The organism is Loktanella sp. SALINAS62 (assembly GCF_018263905.1).
GTDB lineage: Bacteria > Pseudomonadota > Alphaproteobacteria > Rhodobacterales > Rhodobacteraceae > Loktanella.
Window position 1 is genome coordinate 14,473 of the sequence record NZ_JAAFZU010000093.1, and the last position, 20,696, is coordinate 35,168.

Consider the following 20,696-nt stretch of genomic DNA (forward strand, 5'->3'; position numbering starts at 1 on the left):
CCGGAACCGCGCCCGCATCACCGTTTGCCGTAATACAGGCCGACGACGTGTTCGGCCTGTGCGAAAAACAGCCAGCGCAGACACAAGACACCCAAAAGATGGGCGATGACCGCGATCCCGGCGGTCAGATGCGACAGTCCCATGGCAAGGATCGGCAAGGGCACCCCGAATGCAAGGATCATCCCGATGATCCGCAGATACATCGCGTGCCGCCGCCCGACCACATGGACGAATTCCCGCAACAGGTAATTTGACCCGGTGTGCGGCGGTAAGAATGCGCGCACATCGCCCCGGTCGCCCAGCCCTGTCGCTGTCCCCATGGTCGTGCCGGATGTCGCAAGGCGCGTGTCGCCCGTGATCCACGCGATGACCTGCAGCACGGCCGCAATGGTCAGCAGCGCCAGTGCCGCGACCGACTGATTGGCTAGCAGCGCGCCGCCGCCCGCGGACAGGCTTAGAAATACGGCGGGCGTCGTCCAGTGATGCCAGCGTGGCACGGTTTTCAACTGGGTGTAGATCATCGCCGTGGTCCAGATCGTGACGCCGCATCCCAGACTGACCAGCCAGCCCAGCGGCGCGATCCGCGCATCGAACAACATGCCCAGCGCATAAATTGCACCCAGCGTCAGGGTCGCCACGGCGGCGATCCCTTCACGTGACAGCCATGACGTGCGCCATTGGCTGAATGCCTTGATCGCGCGTTCCGGCCGCCCCAGATGCAGGGCAGACGCCATCAACCCACCCACCGCCAGCGCATAGGCCAGAAAGAAGAAACCGAACGCCACCCAGCCGCTGGGATCGGGCAGGCCAAGGCCCAGCCAGAACAACAGGCCGAACCCCAGCCCCGACAGCGTGGTGAAAATGATGACGGACGGTGCGGGGTTCATCCGCGCGCACCCTTGGGCAGCGCCGACAGCGCCCGGTCAATCCACGCCACCAGCCCCTTGCCGTCCTGTGCGACGGAGTCCAGCAACGGTGCGAGCACGTCGATCTGATCGGCGTCACGGGCGCGCGGTGGTAGATATTTGTTCACCGGTTTCGTGCCCTGTTCCGGCATCAGGTCGATCCCGCCGCGATCCGCCACCAACTGGCTGACGGCGCTGTCCGGATCGCCCAGATCGCCAAAGTGGCGCGCACCAGACGGACAGGTGCGCACGCAGGCAGGTGTCCGGTCGATTTCAGGCAGGTTTTCGTTATAGATCCGGTCCACGCAAAGCGTGCATTTTTTCATCACGCCCTCGACGGCGTCCAGCTCTCTGGCGCCGTAGGGACAGGCCCAGGCGCACAGGCTGCACCCGATGCAGGCGGATTCGTTGACGAGAACGATCCCGTCTTCGGCGCGTTTATAGCTGGCACCGGTGGGGCAGACGGTGACGCAGGGCGCATCTTCGCAATGCAGGCAGGATTTCGGGAAATGCACCTGTTGCGCGGGGCCGTCGGGGGGTGTCACTTCGTAGCTGTGCACGCGGTTCAGAAAGGTGCCGGACGGGTCGGCGCCATAAGGGTCGGTGTCCGACAGGGGCGCGCCGTAATTTTCGGTATTCCAGCCTTTGCACGCCACCACGCAGGCATGACAGCCGACACAGGTGTCCAGATCAATGACCAGCCCCAGCTTTACCTGCGATGGCGGTGGCAATTGGGTCATGCGGTGGCCGCCTCCGGCGGGAGTATTTGAGGCAAGATGATGCTGACGGCACCGGGATCGGACCATGTGGCGACATACCAGACGAACGATCCGATGGTGAACGCGAGGAAGGCCGCGATCAGCAGCAGTGTCATTTTCATGGTTTTCCAACCTTCCAGCGCAGGGTTTTGGGTGTATCCGATTTTGGCATGTTCAGCGGTGGCAGAACAGGCTGCGATTCCGCAGGCGCGCCCGAGCGTTCGATTTTCACGCGCAGATCGAACCACGCGGCCTGTCCCGTGATCGGGTCGGAATTGGCCCAGCGCAACCCGTCGCCTTTGGGCGGCAGCAATTCGTGGATCAGGTGGTTGAGCAGGAATCCCTTGGTCGCTTCGGGGGCGGCTGTGTCCAGTGCCCAGGTGCCCTTGCGCTTGCCGATGGCGTTCCACGTCCAGACGGTGTTTTCGTTCAGGCTGGCCTGATGCGCAACGGGCACGGTAATCGCGCCATGCGCGCTGGTGACACGCGCCCAGTCGCCATCCTGGAATTTGTGTTTTTCCCAAACCTTTGTCGGCACATAGAGCGGGTTCTGCCCGTGGATCTGGCGCAGCCATGCGTTCTGTCCGCCCCAGCTGTGATACATCGCCATCGGGCGCTGGGTCAGGGCGTGCAGGTTGTATTCGGCGGGGTCGACGTGGCCATCCTCGAACGGGGGATACCAGATTGGCAGCGGGTCCATGGTGACCTTGATCTGGCCGCGCAGATGATCGGGCGGCTGGCGATCGCCGTGTCCTTCGGCGGCCAGCTGGAACCGCCGCAGCGGTTCGACATACAGCTGAAAGATATAAGGCGCGGGTGCGTCGTAAAGGCCGGTTTCCACCGCCCAATCCTGATATGCGCGATTGAACGGTTTGTAATAGGCGGCCCCGTCGGGGATATGTTTGATCCAGAAGCCGCCGTTTTCGATATAGGTCTGGATCTGGCTGTCGTTGGGATCGCCGCGCCCGCCCTGAAGCCCGTTTTCGCCCACGCGCCAGCCCGCCAGTGGCCCGATGCCCGGACGGCGCAGGTGCTGCTGGATGTAATCGGCGTAATCGGCGTATTTCGTGCTGCCGTCGGCGTTGACAAAGCCCGGCAGGCCCAGACGCCCGCCCAGATCGCAAAGGACCGATTGAAACCCGCGCACATCGCGGTCGGGTTCTACCACCGGCCAGCGGATCGCGTCGGCGGCGGCGTCCGCTTCGCAGATCGGACGGTCCAGCAGGCTGATGCAATCGTGCCGTTCCAGATAGGTCGTATCGGGCAGCACCAGGTCGGCATAGCCCACCATTTCGGATTGATAGGCGTCGGCATAGATGATCCGCGGGATGACATATGCGCCGTCCGCATCCGTATCGGTCAGCATGTCCATGACGCCGCGCGTGTTCATCGACGAATTCCAGGACATATTCGCCATGAACATGAACAGCGTGTCGATCTTGTAGGGGTCGCCCGCGTGTGCGTTGGAAATCACCATATGCATCAGCCCGTGCGCCGACATCGGGTTTTCCCAGGTAAACGCCTTGTCGATCCGGGCAGGCGTGCCGTCGGGGGCAAGGCACAGATCGTCCGGGCCTTGCGGATAACCCAGATGCGGACCGTTCAGCGCCTGACCGGGCACCACCTTGCAATGGGGTTTGGGGTGCGCGGTGGCCGGTTTGGGGTAGGGTGGCTTGAACCGCATGCCGCCGGGGGTTTCGACGGCCCCGATCAGGATTTGCAGCATGTGCAGTGCGCGGCAGGTCTGGAACCCGTTGGAATGGGCGCTGATCCCGCGCATAGCGTGCATGCTGACAGGGCGACCCACCATATTGGGATGCAACTTGCCGCGGAAATCGGTCCATGCGCGGTCCAGCACGATTTCCTGATTGAATGCGACATCTGCGATATCCGCCGCCAACCGCCGGATGCGCGCGGCGGGGATGCCGACGCGATCGGCCACGTTTTCCGGGGCATGTTCGGGGTTGGTATAGCGATCGGCCATCAGGTGAAACACGCTGAGATGCGTGATTCCGCGCTGGCGCAGCTTGCCGGTCAATTGCGGCTCAACCCCTTGGCCGTTCCACGGTGCGGGCTTGCCGGTGCGGCTGTCGATGACCAGCGGTTGCAGATCGTCGTCACGCAGAAACAGGCCGTAGTTGGGTGACTTGGGGTCCTGATCCACAAGGACAGAGGCATTGGTGAACCGCGCCAGATAATCCGTGTCGATTTTGCCTGCGGTCATCAGGCAATGGACCAGCGACAGGATCAGCAGCCCGTCGTTGCCGGGGGTCACGCCAAACCAGTCGTCGGCCACCGCATTGTAACCCGTCCGCACCGGGTTGATCCCGACCATGCGCGCGCCGCGCGCTTTGAGCTTGCCGATGCCCATCTTGATCGGGTTGCTGTCGTGGTCTTCGGCCACGCCGAACAGCAAGAACAGCTTTGTATGGTCCCAGTCGGGCTGGCCGAATTCCCAGAACGCGCCGCCCATCGTGTAGATGCCCGCCGCTGCCATGTTGACCGAACAGAACCCACCGTGTGCAGCATAGTTGGGCGTGCCAAAGCCCTGCGCCCACAGCCCGGTGAACGACTGCGACTGATCGCGCCCGGTAAAGAAAGCCAATTTCTCAGGGGCTGTGTCGCGGATCGGTTTCAGCCAGGAGACGGCCAGATCCAGCGCTTCGTCCCAACTGATTTCCTTGTACTGGCCCGACCCGCGCGGGCCGGTTCGCAGCATCGGTGCGCGCAGGCGCGACGGCGCGTTGTGCTGCATGATGCCAGCGCTGCCCTTGGCACACAGCACGCCTTGATTGACGGGATGGTCGCGGTTGCCTTCGATATAGGCAACGCGTTTCTTGCCGTCGGAGCCTTCTTTCATGTGCACGTCGATGCCGCAGCGGCAGGCGCACATGTAGCAGGTCGTCTTGCGGATCTCGTCAGAGACCTTGGGCGACAGATCAAGTGTCGGTTGGGTCATGCCAATACCTTTTGCGCGGCGCGCGCGATGGTGCGTTCCTCGGTCGCGGGGACGATCCGGGCGGTTACGGCGGACGTGTCGGTGTGCAAAACGGATGCTCCTGTCGCGTTGGCCGTCGGGTCGAACCTTAGCCCCATATAGCCCAGTCCGTCCATGATCGCAGCCCGCACCGCGACGTCATTTTCCCCGATGCCGCCCGTAAAGGCGATTCCGTCCAGCCCGCCCATCGCGGCGATCATGCTGCCCGCATGCCGCACGGCCCAATAGGTGAAATGCCCGATGGCAAAGCGCGCGGCCCGGTCGTCGCGGGTGGTCAGCGTGCGCATGTCCGACGATCCGGCCAGACCCAGCAGCCCGGACCGGCGGTTCAGCAGATCGGCGGTTTCGTCGATCCCCAGATCGCGTGCCAGTCGCAGGACGGCGTTGGGGTCGATGCTGCCTGACCGGGTGCCCATGGTCAGACCTTCCAGCGGGGAATAGCCCATCGTGGTGGCAACGGAATGACCGTCGCGGATGGCGCACAGTGATGCGCCATTGCCCAGATGCAGCGCCAAAAGCCGTGGCGGCAGCGGGTCCAGCCCGGCCACAAGCCCCTGATAGCTGATCCCGTGGAACCCGTAGCGCCGCAGCCCGTGGCCCGTATCCGGCAGCGCATAGGCGGTGGCGACACGCGGGTTGGTCGCGTGAAACGCGGTATCGAATACGGCGACCTGTGGCAGATCGGGCGCCAGTGCGGTCACCGCATCGATCCCCGTCAGATGGGCAGGGTTGTGCAACGGGGCCAACGGGATCAGCCGCGCGATTTCCGTGCGCAGGGCGGCGGTGATGCGCTGCGGTGCGGTCAGGCTATCGCCACCATGCACGACGCGGTGGGCAGCGGCGGTCAACCTGTGGCCCCGTGCGGTGTAGTCATCCAGCATGACGGCGATGGCAGACGCGTGGTCCGTCACCTCTGTCGCGGAGAAATGGGCGATCTGGCGCAGGTCAGTATCGAACAGCGCGGATTTGACCGACGACGATCCGGTGTTCAGCACAAGGATCATGCCAGTGCCCGTATCAGCCCAAGCATCGACAGCGCCAGCAGCAGCCAGATCGCAAACCGGCGGAACGCGGCGGGCGGGGCTGCGGCAAAACGGCGGTTGCCCAGCAGGATTCCCACCGCAAGGATCGGCGCGGCAATGACTGCGGCCAGAAACGTGTCGCCCGTGACATTGCCGCCCAGCGCCATCAGCGGCAGGGTCATGAGGTCGATCCCGGTCAGAAATACGATCATCGTGGCGCGGAACGTAGCCGCAGGGATCGGTTGCGCGCCCAGACAGGCCGCAACCGGCAACCCGCCCACGCCCGCGGCATTTGCGGTTCCGGCCAGCAGACCGACGCCTGCATGGGCGGGCAGGGGCAGGCGGGTTTTCAGCGACCAGCCCGACAGCAGCACCAGCGCCATGGCACCGATCACGACAGAGATCACCAGACGCACCGCAGGGACCGGCAGCGCCAGCATGCCAAAAATGGCAAACGGCAGCGCCACGGCGGCCCCCGCCAGCAACCACAGCGCGCGGGACCAGTCGACATGGCCCCGGATGCCGCGCGCCTGTAGGGCGGTCATCGCGATTTCGCACAGGAACACGACCGGGATCAGCGGCACCGGGTTCGTGACCAGCGCCGCCACGGCGATGAAAATGGCGGAAAACCCGAACCCCGAATAGCCCCGCACCAGCGCCGCCCCGAACAACGCGACAGCCAGCACGATCACGATCTGGGGCGTCAGATCGAAGGGCATCAGACCTGTGTGGCCGCCATGTCATCCTTTGAAATACCGGCCACTTTGACGGGTTTCTTCATGGCGTCGCGGCGGAACGGCTCTCCCAGCTCCTGGTTCAGCAGCACTTCGATCAGGGTGGTCTTGCCGTTTTTCATCTGGTCGGTGATCGCGGCGTTCAGCGCGGCGGTCGTTTCCTCCATGGTGCGGACCTGCACGCCCTGCAATCCGCAGGCCTGCGCAATCGCGGCATAGCTGACGCCCTGATCCAGTTCGGTGCCGACGAAATTATCGTCGAACCACAGGGTCGAATTGCGCTTTTCCGCGCCCCATTGGTAATTGCGGAACACGACCATGGTGATCGCAGGCCATTCAGAACGACCGATGGCGGTCAGTTCATTGCACGCGATCCCGAATGCGCCGTCCCCGGCAAACCCCACGACGGGCACGTCAGGCTGGCCGATTTTGGCACCGACAATGGCGGGCAGGCCATAGCCACAGGGCCCGAACAGGCCGGGCGCCAGATATTTGCGGCCCACCTCAAAGCTGGGATAGGCGTTGCCGATGGCGCAATTGTTGCCGATGTCCGATGAAATGATCGCGTCGCGCGGCAGGGCGGACTGGATCGCGCGCCACGCCATGCGGGGGCTCATCCAGTCGGGTTTGTCACTGCGTGCGCGTGCGTTCCACGTGGTGCCCGGGTCGTCGTCTTCGTGGTCCATGCTGGACAATTGTTGCGCCCATTTGGATTTGGTGTCCCCGATCAGGGCGCGACGGTCGGCGCGGCCATCGTCGCCCGCGTTGTCCGACAGGCCTGCCTGAATGGCGGATGCGACCTTGGCCGCGTCCCCGACGATACCGACGCTGACCTTTTTGGTCAGACCGATGCGGTCGGGGTTCAGATCGACCTGAATGATCTGCGCGTCCTTGGGCCAGTAATCCATGCCATAGCCGGGCAGGGTACTGAACGGGTTCAACCGGGTGCCCAGCGCCAGCACCACATCGGCGCGTGCGATCAGTTCCATCCCGGCCTTGCTGCCGTTGTAGCCCAGCGGCCCCGCAAACAGCGGGTGAGAGCCGGGAAAAGCGTCGTTGTGCTGGTAGCCCACGCAGACGGGGGCATCCAGCCGTTCCGCCAGCGCCATCGACGCGGCGATCCCGCCATCCGACAAAACGACGCCAGCACCGTTCAGGATCACCGGGAATTTTGCCTGCGACAGCAGACCCGCAGCCCGCGCGATGGCGTCGGTACCCCCTGCGGGGCGTTCAAAGGCCACGATCTGCGGCAGGTCCACGTCGATCACCTGTGTCCAGAAATCACGGGGGATGTTGATCTGTGCGGGTCCACTGGCGCGCTTTGCCGCCATGATGACGCGGTTCAGCGTTTCCGCGATGCGCGTCGGGTCGCGGACCTCTTCCTGATAGGCGACCATGTCTTCGAACAGTTTCATCTGTTCGACTTCTTGAAATCCACCCTGACCGATTGTCTTGTTCGCGGCCTGTGGCGTCACCAAAAGCAGCGGCGTGTGGTTCCAGTAGGCCGTTTTCACAGCCGTGACGAAATTGGTGATGCCGGGCCCGTTCTGGGCGATCATCATCGACATGGCCCCCGTGGCGCGGGTGTAGCCGTCTGCCATCATCCCGGCGCTGCCTTCGTGCGCGCAATCCCAGAATGTGATGCCTGCCTCGGGAAAGATGTCCGAAATCGGCATCATCGCAGAGCCGATGATCCCGAACGCCTGATCGATCCCATGCATCTGGAGCGTTTTGACAAAGGCTTCTTCGGTGGTCATTTTCATCGGGCGGGTCCTGCGGCTGAAAGGTTGCTGGGCAAGGTGTAAGCGCTGTGCTGTCATGGCAATAGGGCCAGCAGGCGGGGTCAGTTAATGCCAGTTAGCGGGTCGCAAGTGCCGCCGCAATACGCGCGATCCCTTCTGCGATGCGGGGTGCCTCTATCGACGAATAGGCCAGCCTGATAAAATTGGTCGGTGCCGCGCCCGCAAAGAACGGCGCGCCCGGTTCGATCAGCACGTCGCGGTCGCGCAGGGTGCGGGCCAATTGTGTGGTATCGGTGCCGTCCGGCGCGCGCACCCACACCGACGATCCGCCGTAGACGCCGGACCCCGCAATGGACAGGCCATGATCCGACAGCGCCTGATCCAAAACGCGCCGACGGCTGTGGTAGGCGTCTTTCATCCGGCGCACACGGGCGTCGTAATGGCCAAGCGACATGAAATAGGCGGCGGTGCGCTGGATCTGGCCCGGGGGATGGCGCAGCACCTGTGCGCGCAATGCGCGGGTCGCGGCGATGAACGGCGGCGGGCCGACAAGATAACCCAGCCGCAATCCGGGGAACAGTGATTTGGAAAAGCTGCCGACGTAGATGACACGCCCGTCGATGTCGTGCGATTTCAGCGCGGGTTGCGGTGGCCCGAGAAAGGCCATCTCAAATTCGTAATCATCCTCGACCACAATGAACCCGTCGCGTTCGGCCTGCGCCAGCAAGGCGCGCCGCCGTGCAGCCGGCATGGTCGTAGTGGTCGGGCACTGATGGCTGGGTGTGGTAAAAACCACGTTGGCGCCCTTTGGTATCAGGTCGGGCGGCAGGCCGTCGGGGTCGACAGGCACAGGCGACAGGCGCGCCCCCGTGGCCTGCACGATCCGGCGCAGGGCCGGATAACAGGGGTCTTCGGTCACGGCATGACTGTCCGGGGTCAAAAGCACCTGTGCCGACAGCCACAACGCATTTTGTGCGCCCAGTGTGATCAGAACCTCGTCAGGGGTGGCGGTGATGCCGCGCCGGGGCAGGATCTGGCGGGTCAAGAAATCAATCAGCTTTGGATCGTCGCCGTCGTATTGATCGGCGGCCAGCGCGTTGAAATCCCGCTTGCCCAATGCCTGCAAGGCGCACAGCCGCCAGCCCGCGGTATCGAACAGCGCGGGGTCCGGCTGGCCATAGATGAAGGGATAGCGAAACCTTGCCCAATCGGCGGGTTTTGTCACGCCGAACCCCGCAGGCCGGGTGTGCAGAACACTGTCCCAGTCCACCGTGCTGGCCGTGGCGGGGCCAGGCAGAAAGTCGGGTGGTTGTGGGGCGCTATCGCTGACGAAATAGCCCGACCGCCCAGCAGATGTGACGTAATCATCCGCCACAAGATCGGTATAGGCCAGCGTGACCGTGATCCGGCTGACGCCCAGATGGACGGCCAGTTTGCGCGAGGACGGCAAACGTTCGCCGCTGCGGAAACGTCCCGCAAGGATGCCCTGCGCGACCATCTGCCGGATGCGCTGCTGCAGCGTGCCTTCGGTCGCGGGATCGAGGCGGAAAAGATCAAGCGGAACGGACATGCTCTGGCCTTGGGGTTGGCGCAGACTGGACCGATGGCGTTTGGATGGCAAGGGATGGACCGGGGGCGGTGCCCCCGGACCCCCGGGATATTTCCGGCAAGAAGAAGATCAGCCCAATACGCGGGTGATGGCGCTGCTGACGGCGCCGCAGATCTGGTCGATATCGTTCTTGGTCGCGATCAGGGCCGGGGCGAACAACAAGGTGTTGTTGTAGCCCGGCAACGACCGGTTGGTGGCCCCGATGATGACACCCTGCGCCATGCAGTCAGCGACGATCGCGCCGACCTGACGTTCGTTGACGGGTTCTTTTGTCGTGCGGTCCATGACCAGTTCCGCGCCCGCGAACAGGCCCATACCGCGCACGTCGCCAATGACGGGGTGGCGGTCCATCAGGTCGTGCAGGCTGTCCTTGAGGTAGGCGCCCATGGCGGTGGAATTCGCCATCAGGTTTTCTTCTTCGATGATGGCCATGTTTTCGATGGCGGCGGTCGGACCCGCCGTGCAGCCGCCAAAGGTCGAGATGTCGCGGAAATAGCCCAGCGGATCGCTGTCGTCCTTGAACATGGAAAACACGCGTTCGGTGGTCACACAGCACGAGATGGCAGCATAGCCGGAGGCCACGCCCTTTGCCATCGTGACGATGTCGGGTTTGACCCCGAACTGCTGGTAGCCGAACCATGTGCCGGTGCGCCCCAGACCGCAGACGACTTCGTCGATATGCAGCAGGATGTCGTATTTCGTGCAAAGCTCTTGCACCCGTTCCCAATAGCCCTGTGGCGGCACGATAATGCCGCCCCCGGCGGTGATGGGTTCAAGGCACAGCGCGCCGATGGTGTCGGGGCCTTCGCGCAGAATGACCTCTTCTATCGCATCGGCGGCACGCTTTCCGTATCCTTCGCCCGCGTCATCGGCGCGGTATTCCAGACAATGCGGCACGCGCACGAAACCGGGTGTCGCCGGTCCGTATTCTGCGCTGCGTTCGTCCTGCCCACTGGCCGACAGCGTCGCGATGGTGGTGCCGTGATAATCGCGGTCGCGGTACAGGATCTTGTGTTTCTTACCACCATAATACCGGTGCGCAATCTGGCGCACCATCTTGAAGCCTTTTTCGTTCGCTTCCGATCCGGAGTTGGCGTAGTAGACCCGGCTCATGCCCGGCATCTTGTCGATCAGCAGTTCGGCAAATTGCGCACCGGGAATGGTGCCCGATGCACCCGCGAAAAAGCACATCTTGGTCAGTTGGGCGGCGACGGCATCGGCAATCCGTTTGCGACCGTAGCCGACATTCACCGTCCAGACAGCACCGGACACTGCATCCAGATGTTCCTTGCCGCGAATATCCCAGACGCGCATGCCCTGCCCTTCGACGATGATGCGCGGGTCGACGGTTTCGAATGGCTTGTGCTGGATCAGGTGATGCCAGACGTGGGCGCGGTCGGCTTCGATGATGGCGGATGGATCGTTGGTCAGCGATTGCAGGGTCATGGGCGTGCTCCGGGTCGAGGGTGGCGTCCGGAAGCCCGGACCTGATCACAGGTCGCATTGCCTGCGCCCTGTCGATAGGTCCAGTAGGGGCGTATTCATATGACCAGTCAAGGTGCCGCAATCTGTGACTACGCCAGTCGCACGCTGTTCAAGGTTGGATCGCCCAAGGACACTTGCTAAACCGAAGTCACCCTGTGGTTGAGCGGATGGCCAGAATGATAAGCGATTTGGCCGTTGTGGGGCTGTTCGGCCTGTTTTTGATGGTGCTTTTGGCGGTCCTGCTGGTTCGGCGGGCGCGGCGGGTGGGCACGACCGCCGCAGGGCCGCAGGCCAGCGTGATCGTCGACGGGTCCAACGTGATGCACTGGGGCGGTGGCGATCCTTCGCTGATCGTGCTGACCCGCGTGTTGCAGTCGTTGCGCGACGACAAGGGCCATATCCCCGCCGTCGTGTTCGATGCCAACGTGGGATACAAGCTGTTCAACAGATTCCATGGGCATGCGGCGATGGCCAGCGCCATCGACATGCCGCAACATCTGGTGCTGGTCGTCGACAGGGGCGTCATCGCGGACGAGGCGATCCTGGATGTCGCCGCACGGCATAACCTGCCGGTGGTGTCCAACGACCGGTTTCGGGATTGGTCGGTGCAATATCCGTGGGTGCGCAAAAAAGGTCGCGTGTTGCGCGGCACATGGAAGGATGGTTCCGTGCGCTGGGCGCACTAGATCATGCGACAAAGCAACACAGGAGATATGACGATGGAAACCTTTCTGGACGTGATCGGCGTCACCGCGCTGGTTTTGCTGGCCGTGATCGGCCTTGTATCCGGGCTGATCGCCGCGGTGGTCACCGGCGGAAGCAAGGCGAAATACATCATTGCCGGGGTGCTGGGCGCACTGGCGCTGCCCTTTGTGCTGGCGGCATTGGGCGTGACCGCGGTGGTCGGCGCCGGGCTGGTGGTGATCCTGTTGGTCGGGGTCGTGGGCGCGGTGCTGGTCGTCGCACTGGTCAAGGCTGTGGCTGGGCGAAATCGAAACTAATACTAAAAAAGGCTTAGCGTCCTTCGGGAATTTGGATGCCAGTCATTTCAAATTCTGCCAAAGGCTCTTGTCCGCAGTCCTTTCTTATTGCGTTCACAATCTTGAGCTGAAATTTTTTGTGCTCATCTCGGGGCAGGGAGACGGAAATCTTACTTCCATCTTTTAAGTCTATATTGGAGCGTACGAGCATAAAATAATATGAGTTGAATGCTTGTGCGACCGATTTTTCAGCGTAGGTTGAGATTAAATTGTTTACACGAGCCAGTTCTACCATCACGCTCCGTTGTTCTAGCGGTAAGTGGACGCTATTCATGCAGTTCTGAAGGCACGCAAGTGCATCACCGTAAACCTCCCGTTGCAGTTTTCGAACTTCGGTTTTTTCCGCAACCTTTGGCGAAAGATGAACTAGAACGAGTTGTGTAACGGACGGCACGATAGCGCCACCAATTGCTCCGACAACGCCAGCCCAAATTGGATCAATGGCCATCCACGTCAGTCCTTTCTTCTACAAGAATACCATTTTTCCTCACAATACGCTACTGCGAGAACCTACCGCTTCTTCCCGCCATACCGCGACTTGCCGCCGCGCATACCGCCGCGACCGCCGGTGGACCGGCCTGATGCGACCGCGCTGTCGGACACGGCCTTGTCCACGGCCTGCTGACGGGCGAGGGGGTCGTCGGCAATGGCAAGTTCCACGGCTTCGAGGCGTTTGAGCTCGTCGCGCAGGCGGGCGGCTTCTTCGAATTCTAGGTTTTCGGCGGCCTTGCGCATGTCGGTGCGCAGACCGTCCAGCACCGCTTTCATGTTGGACCCTTGGCGTTCAACCTTGGCGGTGACGCGATTCATGTCCACGTCGCCCTTGTAAAGCCCGGCAAGGATATCCTCGACGTTCTTTTTCACGGTGGTCGGCGTGATCCCGTGTTTTTCGTTGTAGGCCAGTTGTTTGGTCCGGCGACGTTCGGTTTCGGACATGGCGCGTTCCATGCTGCCGGTGATCCGGTCGGCATACATGATCACGCGGCCTTCGGCGTTGCGCGCGGCGCGGCCGATGGTCTGCACCAGCGATGTTTCGGACCGCAGGAACCCTTCCTTGTCGGCATCCAGAATGGCGACAAGGCCGCATTCGGGAATATCCAGCCCCTCGCGCAGCAGGTTGATGCCGATCAGCACGTCAAAGGCACCCAGCCGCAGGTCGCGCAGGATTTCGATCCGTTCGATGGTGTCGATGTCCGAATGCATATAGCGCACGCGGATGCCCTGTTCGTGCATGTATTCGGTCAGGTCTTCGGCCATGCGTTTGGTCAATGTCGTGCACAGCGTCCGGTAGCCGTCGGCGGCGACCTTGCGGACCTCGTCCAGCAGATCGTCGACTTGCATGTCGACGGGGCGGATTTCGATCTTGGGGTCGATCAGGCCGGTGGGGCGGATGACCTGTTCGGCAAACACACCGCCGGATTGTTCCAGTTCCCACGCGGCGGGGGTCGCGGACACGAACACCGACTGGGGGCGCATGGCGTCCCATTCCTCGAATTTCAGCGGGCGGTTGTCCATGCAGGACGGCAGGCGGAACCCGTGTTCGGCCAGCGTCATCTTGCGCCTGAAGTCGCCTTTGTACATCCCGCCGATCTGCGGCACGCTGACGTGGGATTCATCGGCAAAGACGATGGCGTTGTCGGGGATGAATTCGAACAGGGTAGGGGGCGGTTCGCCCGGCGCGCGGCCCGTCAGATACCGGCTGTAGTTTTCGATGCCGTTGCACACGCCCGTGGCTTCCAGCATTTCCAGATCGAAATTGGTGCGCTGTTCCAGACGCTGCGCTTCCAGCAGCTTGCCGTCGGCGACCAATTGATCCAGCCGCATCCGCAGCTCTTTCTTGATGCCGATGATGGCCTGCTGCATCGTTGGTTTCGGCGTGACGTAGTGGCTGTTGGCGTAAACCCGGATCTTGGGAAAGCTGCCGGTCTTACCACCCGTCAGCGGATCGAATTCAGTGATGCTTTCCAGCTCTTCACCAAAAAAGCTGAGCTTCCATGCGCGATCGTCCAGGTGGGCGGGCCAGATTTCCAGACTGTCGCCGCGCACGCGAAAACAACCGCGCTGGAACCCCTGATCGTTGCGGCGGTATTGCTGCGCGATCAGGTCGGCCATGATCTTGCGCTGGTCGTAGGATTTGCCGACGTGGATGTCCTGCGTCATCGCGCCGTAGGTTTCGACCGACCCGATGCCGTAGATGCAGGACACCGACGCCACGATGATCACGTCGTCGCGTTCCAGCAGCGCGCGGGTGGCCGAATGGCGCATCCGGTCGATCTGTTCGTTGATCTGCGATTCCTTCTCGATATAGGTATCGGACCGCGCCACATAGGCTTCGGGCTGATAGTAATCGTAGTAGCTGACAAAGTATTCGACGGCGTTTTCGGGAAAGAACCCTTTGAATTCGCCGTATAGCTGGGCCGCCAGTGTCTTGTTAGGGGCAAGGATGATCGCAGGCCGCTGCGTTTCTTCGATGATCTTGGCCATCGTGAATGTCTTGCCGGTGCCGGTGGCACCCAACAGGACCTGGTCGCGTTCGCCGTCGCGTACCCCCTGCGCCAGTTCGCGGATCGCGGTGGGCTGATCGCCTGCAGGGTCGAATTCGGTCACCAGCTTGAATGTCTTGCCGCCTTCCATCTTTTCGCGCGACCGCACGTCGGGTGCGGGGTTCGACAGATAGGCGGCGTCAGCCAGTTCTCGCTTGTCGGTCTGGGCGTAGGCCATGTCTGGTCCTTTGGCTGGCGTGGCAGACCCTATAGATGCGCGCGCCCGCCGCCGGGATCAACCCCGACGGCGGGCGCTGTGCTGATCTGTCCGGCAGGATCAGGCTTGTGGTTCGGCCAGCACGGCACAGGCCAGACGGCCGCCCGCATCGCCTGACGGCTGGCTTTCGTAATCGTCCGCACCGGCATGAACAATAAAGGCCGCGCCATCAGCATCGGCCAGCATGTCGGGGGTCAGGTCGGTGTTGAAATACGTCACTTTCAGCACGCCGTCTTCTTGGACATAGGCGTTGGGCATATCACCGGGATGCGGGCCGCCCGCGACATTGACGCCGTGTTCCATGTCACCGGCCAGATGGCCGCCCGCGCTGCTGTAATCATCGGCGGAACAATCGCCGGTTTCGTGGATGTGCACGCCGTGCGTGCCTTCGGGCACGCCAGTCAGGTCGATGGTCACGACCATGACGCCGGATTCTTGCTGCGTGGCACTGACGGTGCCGGAAATGCCGCTGTTGGACACGACGTCGGCGTCAAAGCTTTGCATCGTGTCTGTCTGGGCTGTGGCCATGCCTGCGGGAATCAGGGCGGCTGCGGCGCAAATGGCAAAGTGGTTCATAACGTTTATCCTTCTATCGGGTTGGATCTGTCCTGCCGGATCAACACAGGCAGTCTGATTGGGTTCCCCTTGCGAAAAACCCTGTGATTGCGGATAAGGCGACATGTCGATTCAGGAGTGATGTCATGCAGGCTCGAATTTTTCGCCCGGCGCGCACCGCGATGTCGTCCGGCACCGCCAAGACGAAATCGTGGATTCTGGAATTCACGCACAGCACGGGCCGCGAAATCGACCCGCTGATGGGCTGGACATCGTCCGACGACATGCAGGCCCAGGTGCGTCTGACCTTTGACACCAAGCAAGAGGCGTTGGATTACGCCAAGGATCACGGCATCGACGCTGTCGTCAGTGACCCCAACGCCCGCAAGGCCAACATCCGGCCCGGCGGCTACGGTGAAAACTTTGCCACCAACCGCCGTGGTGTCTGGACGCACTAAACACGCCCGACATCCCTCTGCCAAACGCGGCCGGTTCGCGGTATTGACCCACAGGGGCCATATTTTTGACAGATCACCTGCCTAACCAATTCGGTGTCGCATTCAGGCGGGCTGGCCGATTGATGGACCACGCTGCCGTGCTGTGGAAAGGGATGACATGATTAAAATTGCACTGTCCGGACTTGCTTTGGTGACACTTGTGGCGTGTGGCGGCGGGTCAGGAAACGTGACCATCGCCGACGAACCGTCTGTCGCGTCCCGCAGCACCACGTCGGTGGGACCGCTGACGACGGCGCAGGATGCGAACTTTGGCCGTTTGCTGAACGATTACCGGCTGGCGTCGGGGGTCGGTTCGGTCCAGTTCGACAGCAGATTGAACCGTGCCGCCCAGAAACACACCGACGATATGGTCAAGCGCGGCTACTTTAACCACGTCTCTCCCGAGGGTAAGGATGTTGGCGATCGCGCCCGTGCCGAAGGTTACAACTATCGCTTTGTGGCCGAAAACATCGCGTGGCGGCAGCAATCCGACGCCGAAGTGCTGAAGGACTGGAAAAACTCGAAATCGCATGACGCGGCATTGAAAGACGGCCGCGCCGAAGATTTCGGGCTGGGTGTGTCTGGGTCCGGCAACAACACAAAATGGGCACTTGTCGTCGGCGCTGAAAAATAGCGATCTAAGGCGCGCCGGTCAGGCGTAACGCCCGCGAAGCACTTCGCGGGCGTTTTCATGTCCTGCGCTCACCCCTCTTTAACGGCTTCGTGCGATCCAGTCGGTGAATTGAAACCGTAACCTGCGCGCGACAATCGACGGCTTTGGTCGATCCTGTCCGCACGCCCAAAGCATGGATCTATCGCAATGAAATATCTCCTGAATCTGGTTGTGGTGGCCGCACTGACGGCGTGTGGATCTGGCGACGGTGCACAGGTCAAATCCGACGTTTCCGTGTCGCCTGCGGTGGCGGCCAGCCTGAACGGCGACCGCCCCTTGTCACACCCGGAAACGGCCCCGCGCGACGCCAATTTCGGTAAGCTGTTGAACAATTACAGGCTCGCGTCTGGCGCCGGTGCGGTGCGATTTGACAGCCGCTTGAATGCTGCGGCGCAAAAACACGCACAGGATATGGTTGACCGTGATTACTTTTCGCACACCGGACGCGATGGCCGCACCGTGGGCGCGCGCGTGCGCGCCGAAGGGTACGATTACCGCTTTGTCGGTGAAGCCTTGGCCGCCCGCCAGCAGTCCGATGGGCAGGTGATAAGGGATTGGCAGAATTCACGCAGTCACGACGCAGTTCTGATTGATCGCCGCGCCAAAGATTTCGGCCTTGGCGTCGCAGGCGCGGGGCGCGGGACGAAATGGGCGCTTGTTGTCGGCGCGGAAAAGTAGCTGGCCCTTGCAAAATGCGTCAGGTCTGCGCAAAACGCACCTGCACGGTCTCGTAGCTCAACTGGATAGAGCAGCCGACTTCTAATCGGCAGGTTGGGGGTTCGATTCCTCCCGGGATCGCCATGGACAAACTTATTGTCGATGAACCATATGAGTGCACAAAACGGCACTTTTCCGTGCACATGTGGAAGAACCATATGAGTGCACAAATCGGCACTTTTCCATGCACACCGTGTCAATGAAAAAATGATGCCATACGCTAAAATTGCTCCATCAACTTGAAATTGTTCAGTTTATAGCGACATCTCGAATTTTCGCATTTAATCCCGGACGGGTCGGATGCGAAGTTGGCGTCAGCCAACAGGCATCCATTATCCGGCACACATGCGCTCAACTGCCGCCAGCCGGGATGCGGACCCGCACTAAAATGCCTGCCGCGACTCGGTTACAGATCAACGCCCGCCCAGCAATCGATTTGTTCCGGGCTGCCTACTATTCATGATCGTTTGCGCTACCTCGACATTATAGTTCAAGGAGAATGCCAAGTGATCCTTTACGCCATGACTGCAGTCATGTTCCTCGCCATCGATGCTGTCATGCTCAGCTTTGTCATGAAGCCGATCTTTTCACGTCATCTGGGTGACGCCATGCGGGACAGCCCGATGTTGGCGCCAGCCGGTCTATTCTACCTGGCTTATGTTGCCGGCCTCGTTTTCCTTGTGTCCATACCGGCCTTACGCGATGCCGCACCCGGACGCGCGGCGCTACACGGCGCGATCATCGGGGCGATGGCTTACGGCACTTACGAGTTCACTTCGATGTCGATCATGAAGGACTGGTCCTGGCAGATGGTGGTTACCGACACAATCTGGGGTGCCGTCCTGACAGGCTTTTGTGCATGGGCTGGCGTAGTCCTTCTGTTGCGCTTTCAGAGCTGACGTCTGCGCGTCAAAGTCTGCGGACCGTCCCAAGGCCATCACCGCACCACAGGCAGATCCGCCGGCCGCGTGGCATGACGTGGACTGCGATGGTTTGCCCGCAGTTGCCATGACCGCGACACCCCTTCACTGGCGATGACCATCGTCTTCTTCCCGAACCGGCTATTCACCTCATCGAACGCCGCAATGAGCGCAGGGGACGTCGGTTTGACGCTGTAGAACAATGTGCGCGGCCGATCTGCGATGGGCAGCAGCATCCGTAGCTCCAACATGTTCGCTATTTGTTCTCATCAATCGAACAGAAAGCGACTACGTGTCAAGCCGCTGTCGCGGATGACGACCTCATGTCAAGAAAACAGATCAGATAAACTAACCCGCAGTTTCCTTTCATTGACCGGTTTGTTCAGCAGAGGAGCATCCTCCAACGCGCCGGTAAGATGTCTGCGACTGTAAGCCGTCAAAACGAGGAAGGGGCGATTTTCCAAACGCAAGGCATGTGCGACAGGCTCGGAAGTTTCGCCGTTCAGTTGCACGTCCAGAACAGCGGCTTCCGGGTTTTCGTCGTTTATCAGCTGAAGCGCTGCATCAACAGTCGCGACGGGACCAAGCACCACGCAGCCGAATTTTTCCAGAATGTCGCGGACATCAAGCGCGATCAGCCGTTCGTCTTCAACCACAAGTATCCGTCGACCGGCAAAGCTATGAGGCGAGTCACTGGTCGTCATTGTTCTACGTCCACTGGAAATTCAAGGCGATATTGCAGGCCACACGTCTTATATGAAAGCGCGGCTTCGCCGTTCAGTTCATGTGCAACGACATCCTCAAGTAAACGGGTGCCGAAGCCCTTTCGCTGTGGCGGGGTGATCTCGGGGCCGTCTGCCTCCTGCCACATCATCGACAGCCGCTCTGCACCCCCTTCAGCACCCGAAACATGCCATTCGAGGTGTATTTTCCCACCGGCGACGGAAAGGGCTCCGTATTTTGCTGCATTCGTCGCAAGTTCGTGCAGAGCCAAGCCAAACATGCGAGCCTGCCGCGACGATAATCCAACCGAAGTCCCCTCGATCGTGATCCTGTCAGGATCGTCCTGCCTATGCGGCGCAAGGATTTCATGCGCAAGCTCCAGCGGATCGGCAAGCTCGTCATCGTTCTCGAATACAAGTCCTTCAGCAGTCGACAAAGCTTGGAGCCGATCAATGTAGGCGTCGCGAAATTCTGTAGCTGTGCGGCCAGTGACCGATGTCTGAGACGCGAGTGCTTGAACAAGGCCAAGCAAATTTCTGACGCGGTGCCCCAACTCTCTTGCCAGAACGCCTTGCTCTCTGGCAGCACGCTCCAGTTCTCTGTGCGATCTCACCCGTTCGATGGCCGCAGCAAGAAGGTTTGCGTAAGTGCGCAGAAAGGCCACGTCGTCGTCGCTGAACTCCCGCAGTTCTTGGGAATCAACCTCCAGAATGCCAAATGGGTCACCATCGCCGGCGATGATGACGTTCACCATGCTTCTCACGCCGTGGCGCCGGAGCACGTCGGGTGTCTCAAACCGATTTTCCGCATCCAGATCCGGCGAAACCACGGGCTTGTCGGCTCTTAACGCATAGCCCCCCGGCGACTTCTCATGGTCCCCAAAAACTTCTTTGCCAACGACACCCGGTTGCCAATTCACGCCGCTGCGCAAAAGCATCTCGCCACGCTCTGGAAAATGCTCGAGCACCTTCACAAGGGGCACATCTATCGCGGCTGAGACCAGTTCGGTGGCACGGTGAAGCAAATCATCGATGTTGTTACACCGAAAGGCGAACAAGCCGAAATCGGCAAGTGCAGCACGTTGAAGTTCTAAAGTTGTTCGCATGACCCGCCGCCGACCGTTCGACATTTGAGATTTCGACGGGTTTCAACCTATGATGTCGGAAAAAGGTTCCTCTCTGAGCAGGTTCCTAGTGAATTCAACGTTATTGTCGCCATTGAGAACCGCGGTGCTCTCCATTCAACGCGCGACCGGCGCCGCCGCGACCACGGCGGCGCAGCACCAGCGACGTGACGGTCAAGGAAAGCGTGGTCGAGTTCAGGGCCGCATGCACAAGGCCGGTGCGTCGGTCACGGCCGTGGATTTGCCGCATGTCGGCAAGGCCGGTTGCGGCGTTTGTGACCACACCTGCGCTCAGCGCGATGTCTGCCGCCCGCGCCCTGGTGAGCAGATCGCGCTTGATCCCCAACACCCCCAGCCGTTTCGAGCGCCACCGCCAGCGTCCAGCCACCCATGGGCAGCGCCGGGTGGAGCGGGTGGCCCAGCCATGTCCCGTGC

Annotated in this window: 22 protein-coding genes and 1 tRNA gene; 7 read left to right on the forward strand and 16 right to left on the reverse strand. The window is 61.4% G+C overall.

Annotation, left to right across the window (positions count from 1 at the left end; translation table 11 throughout):
- Positions 1-17: 17 nt before the first annotated feature.
- The 9 genes from GZH79_RS18680 to GZH79_RS18720 all read right to left on the reverse strand — a co-directional run bounded on the left by GZH79_RS18680 (position 18) and on the right by GZH79_RS18720 (position 11,214).
- On the reverse strand, positions 18-887 hold the full coding sequence (locus GZH79_RS18680; protein WP_211645284.1) for a DmsC/YnfH family molybdoenzyme membrane anchor subunit: 870 nt from the start codon (positions 885-887) through the stop codon (positions 18-20).
- Complete coding sequence (locus tag GZH79_RS18685; protein WP_211645285.1) at positions 884-1,645, reverse strand: 4Fe-4S dicluster domain-containing protein; 762 nt, start codon at positions 1,643-1,645, stop codon at positions 884-886. The genes GZH79_RS18680 and GZH79_RS18685 overlap by 4 nt, the downstream gene beginning before the upstream one ends.
- Positions 1,642-1,785 carry a hypothetical protein gene (locus tag GZH79_RS18690; RefSeq protein ID WP_211645286.1) on the reverse strand — a complete coding sequence of 48 codons (144 nt, stop codon included), beginning with the start codon at positions 1,783-1,785 and terminating at the stop codon, positions 1,642-1,644. The genes GZH79_RS18685 and GZH79_RS18690 overlap by 4 nt, the downstream gene beginning before the upstream one ends.
- Entirely contained in the window at positions 1,782-4,622 is a 2,841-nt protein-coding gene (locus GZH79_RS18695) for a molybdopterin oxidoreductase family protein (protein ID WP_249219303.1), read from the reverse strand. Before GZH79_RS18695 ends, GZH79_RS18690 begins: the two co-directional genes overlap by 4 nt.
- The gene (locus tag GZH79_RS18700; RefSeq protein ID WP_211645287.1) at positions 4,619-5,665 is read right to left on the reverse strand and encodes an acetate kinase; all 1,047 of its coding nucleotides are present in this window, start codon (positions 5,663-5,665) and stop codon (positions 4,619-4,621) included. Before GZH79_RS18700 ends, GZH79_RS18695 begins: the two co-directional genes overlap by 4 nt.
- Entirely contained in the window at positions 5,662-6,402 is a 741-nt protein-coding gene (locus tag GZH79_RS18705) for a sulfite exporter TauE/SafE family protein (protein WP_211645288.1), read from the reverse strand. The genes GZH79_RS18700 and GZH79_RS18705 overlap by 4 nt, the downstream gene beginning before the upstream one ends.
- Positions 6,402-8,180, reverse strand: a complete 1,779-nt coding sequence (gene xsc, locus GZH79_RS18710; protein WP_211645289.1) for a sulfoacetaldehyde acetyltransferase — start codon at positions 8,178-8,180, stop codon at positions 6,402-6,404. The genes GZH79_RS18705 and xsc overlap by 1 nt, the downstream gene beginning before the upstream one ends.
- Before the next feature lie 94 nt (positions 8,181-8,274).
- Positions 8,275-9,729 (reverse strand): PLP-dependent aminotransferase family protein, encoded by a 1,455-nt coding sequence (locus GZH79_RS18715; RefSeq protein WP_211645290.1) that lies wholly within the window; start codon positions 9,727-9,729, stop codon positions 8,275-8,277.
- Positions 9,730-9,837: 108 nt separating this feature from the next.
- Positions 9,838-11,214 carry an aminotransferase class III-fold pyridoxal phosphate-dependent enzyme gene (locus GZH79_RS18720; RefSeq protein WP_211645291.1) on the reverse strand — a complete coding sequence of 459 codons (1,377 nt, stop codon included), beginning with the start codon at positions 11,212-11,214 and terminating at the stop codon, positions 9,838-9,840.
- A 215-nt stretch (positions 11,215-11,429) separates the two neighbouring features.
- Here GZH79_RS18720 and GZH79_RS18725 point away from each other — a divergent pair, with 215 nt between their 5' ends.
- Entirely contained in the window at positions 11,430-11,939 is a 510-nt protein-coding gene (locus GZH79_RS18725) for a hypothetical protein (protein ID WP_211645292.1), read from the forward strand.
- Positions 11,940-11,972: 33 nt separating this feature from the next.
- Positions 11,973-12,254 (forward strand): GlsB/YeaQ/YmgE family stress response membrane protein, encoded by a 282-nt coding sequence (locus GZH79_RS18730; RefSeq protein WP_211645293.1) that lies wholly within the window; start codon positions 11,973-11,975, stop codon positions 12,252-12,254.
- 13 nt (positions 12,255-12,267) lie between these two features.
- Here GZH79_RS18730 and GZH79_RS18735 read toward each other — a convergent pair whose 3' ends face one another.
- The 3 genes from GZH79_RS18735 to GZH79_RS18745 all read right to left on the reverse strand — a co-directional run bounded on the left by GZH79_RS18735 (position 12,268) and on the right by GZH79_RS18745 (position 15,629).
- Complete coding sequence (locus GZH79_RS18735) at positions 12,268-12,741, reverse strand: hypothetical protein (protein WP_211645294.1); 474 nt, start codon at positions 12,739-12,741, stop codon at positions 12,268-12,270.
- A gap of 62 nt (positions 12,742-12,803) precedes the next feature.
- On the reverse strand, positions 12,804-15,014 hold the full coding sequence (gene uvrB / locus GZH79_RS18740) for an excinuclease ABC subunit UvrB (RefSeq protein WP_211645295.1): 2,211 nt from the start codon (positions 15,012-15,014) through the stop codon (positions 12,804-12,806).
- A 99-nt stretch (positions 15,015-15,113) separates the two neighbouring features.
- Complete coding sequence (locus GZH79_RS18745) at positions 15,114-15,629, reverse strand: superoxide dismutase family protein (RefSeq protein ID WP_211645296.1); 516 nt, start codon at positions 15,627-15,629, stop codon at positions 15,114-15,116.
- Between the two features lie 125 nt (positions 15,630-15,754).
- Here GZH79_RS18745 and GZH79_RS18750 point away from each other — a divergent pair, with 125 nt between their 5' ends.
- The 5 genes from GZH79_RS18750 to GZH79_RS18770 all read left to right on the forward strand — a co-directional run bounded on the left by GZH79_RS18750 (position 15,755) and on the right by GZH79_RS18770 (position 18,394).
- Entirely contained in the window at positions 15,755-16,066 is a 312-nt protein-coding gene (locus tag GZH79_RS18750) for an ETC complex I subunit (RefSeq protein WP_211645297.1), read from the forward strand.
- Between the two features lie 157 nt (positions 16,067-16,223).
- A complete protein-coding gene (locus GZH79_RS18755) occupies positions 16,224-16,739 on the forward strand; it encodes a CAP domain-containing protein (protein ID WP_211645298.1) in 516 nt (171 codons plus the stop codon).
- A gap of 186 nt (positions 16,740-16,925) precedes the next feature.
- Entirely contained in the window at positions 16,926-17,456 is a 531-nt protein-coding gene (locus GZH79_RS18760; protein ID WP_211645299.1) for a CAP domain-containing protein, read from the forward strand.
- A 46-nt stretch (positions 17,457-17,502) separates the two neighbouring features.
- A tRNA-Arg gene (locus tag GZH79_RS18765) sits at positions 17,503-17,579 on the forward strand.
- A gap of 422 nt (positions 17,580-18,001) precedes the next feature.
- Positions 18,002-18,394: a DUF2177 family protein gene (locus GZH79_RS18770; RefSeq protein ID WP_349291236.1), complete on the forward strand. Its 393-nt coding sequence runs from the start codon at positions 18,002-18,004 to the stop codon at positions 18,392-18,394.
- Positions 18,395-18,432: 38 nt separating this feature from the next.
- On the opposite strand, the gene GZH79_RS18775 is transcribed toward GZH79_RS18770, so the two are convergent.
- From GZH79_RS18775 to GZH79_RS18790, 4 genes are all read right to left on the reverse strand, one after another.
- A complete protein-coding gene (locus GZH79_RS18775; protein ID WP_249219304.1) occupies positions 18,433-18,651 on the reverse strand; it encodes a DUF4113 domain-containing protein in 219 nt (72 codons plus the stop codon).
- 90 nt (positions 18,652-18,741) lie between these two features.
- Positions 18,742-19,119: a response regulator gene (locus tag GZH79_RS18780; protein WP_211645301.1), complete on the reverse strand. Its 378-nt coding sequence runs from the start codon at positions 19,117-19,119 to the stop codon at positions 18,742-18,744.
- Positions 19,116-20,243 (reverse strand): HWE histidine kinase domain-containing protein, encoded by a 1,128-nt coding sequence (locus GZH79_RS18785; RefSeq protein WP_211645302.1) that lies wholly within the window; start codon positions 20,241-20,243, stop codon positions 19,116-19,118. Before GZH79_RS18785 ends, GZH79_RS18780 begins: the two co-directional genes overlap by 4 nt.
- A gap of 100 nt (positions 20,244-20,343) precedes the next feature.
- The coding region (locus GZH79_RS18790) for a hypothetical protein (RefSeq protein WP_211645303.1) at positions 20,344-20,696 on the reverse strand (353 nt) is incomplete at its 5' end.

What these genes read in the sequence shown, in the direction of transcription:
- GZH79_RS18680 (WP_211645284.1), bottom strand. Translation starts at nt 887, where the DNA reads ATGAACCCCGCACCGTCCGTCATCATTTTCACCACGCTGTCGGGGCTG.
- GZH79_RS18685 (WP_211645285.1), bottom strand. Translation starts at nt 1,645, where the DNA reads ATGACCCAATTGCCACCGCCATCGCAGGTAAAGCTGGGGCTGGTCATT.
- GZH79_RS18690 (WP_211645286.1), bottom strand. Translation starts at nt 1,785, where the DNA reads ATGAAAATGACACTGCTGCTGATCGCGGCCTTCCTCGCGTTCACCATC.
- GZH79_RS18695 (WP_249219303.1), bottom strand. Translation starts at nt 4,622, where the DNA reads ATGACCCAACCGACACTTGATCTGTCGCCCAAGGTCTCTGACGAGATC.
- GZH79_RS18700 (WP_211645287.1), bottom strand. Translation starts at nt 5,665, where the DNA reads ATGATCCTTGTGCTGAACACCGGATCGTCGTCGGTCAAATCCGCGCTG.
- GZH79_RS18705 (WP_211645288.1), bottom strand. Translation starts at nt 6,402, where the DNA reads ATGCCCTTCGATCTGACGCCCCAGATCGTGATCGTGCTGGCTGTCGCG.
- xsc (WP_211645289.1), bottom strand. Translation starts at nt 8,180, where the DNA reads ATGAAAATGACCACCGAAGAAGCCTTTGTCAAAACGCTCCAGATGCAT.
- GZH79_RS18715 (WP_211645290.1), bottom strand. Translation starts at nt 9,729, where the DNA reads ATGTCCGTTCCGCTTGATCTTTTCCGCCTCGATCCCGCGACCGAAGGC.
- GZH79_RS18720 (WP_211645291.1), bottom strand. Translation starts at nt 11,214, where the DNA reads ATGACCCTGCAATCGCTGACCAACGATCCATCCGCCATCATCGAAGCC.
- GZH79_RS18725 (WP_211645292.1), top strand. Translation starts at nt 11,430, where the DNA reads ATGATAAGCGATTTGGCCGTTGTGGGGCTGTTCGGCCTGTTTTTGATG.
- GZH79_RS18730 (WP_211645293.1), top strand. Translation starts at nt 11,973, where the DNA reads ATGGAAACCTTTCTGGACGTGATCGGCGTCACCGCGCTGGTTTTGCTG.
- GZH79_RS18735 (WP_211645294.1), bottom strand. Translation starts at nt 12,741, where the DNA reads ATGGCCATTGATCCAATTTGGGCTGGCGTTGTCGGAGCAATTGGTGGC.
- uvrB (WP_211645295.1), bottom strand. Translation starts at nt 15,014, where the DNA reads ATGGCCTACGCCCAGACCGACAAGCGAGAACTGGCTGACGCCGCCTAT.
- GZH79_RS18745 (WP_211645296.1), bottom strand. Translation starts at nt 15,629, where the DNA reads ATGAACCACTTTGCCATTTGCGCCGCAGCCGCCCTGATTCCCGCAGGC.
- GZH79_RS18750 (WP_211645297.1), top strand. Translation starts at nt 15,755, where the DNA reads ATGCAGGCTCGAATTTTTCGCCCGGCGCGCACCGCGATGTCGTCCGGC.
- GZH79_RS18755 (WP_211645298.1), top strand. Translation starts at nt 16,224, where the DNA reads ATGATTAAAATTGCACTGTCCGGACTTGCTTTGGTGACACTTGTGGCG.
- GZH79_RS18760 (WP_211645299.1), top strand. Translation starts at nt 16,926, where the DNA reads ATGAAATATCTCCTGAATCTGGTTGTGGTGGCCGCACTGACGGCGTGT.
- GZH79_RS18775 (WP_249219304.1), bottom strand. Translation starts at nt 18,651, where the DNA reads ATGCTGCTGCCCATCGCAGATCGGCCGCGCACATTGTTCTACAGCGTC.
- GZH79_RS18780 (WP_211645301.1), bottom strand. Translation starts at nt 19,119, where the DNA reads ATGACGACCAGTGACTCGCCTCATAGCTTTGCCGGTCGACGGATACTT.
- GZH79_RS18785 (WP_211645302.1), bottom strand. Translation starts at nt 20,243, where the DNA reads ATGCGAACAACTTTAGAACTTCAACGTGCTGCACTTGCCGATTTCGGC.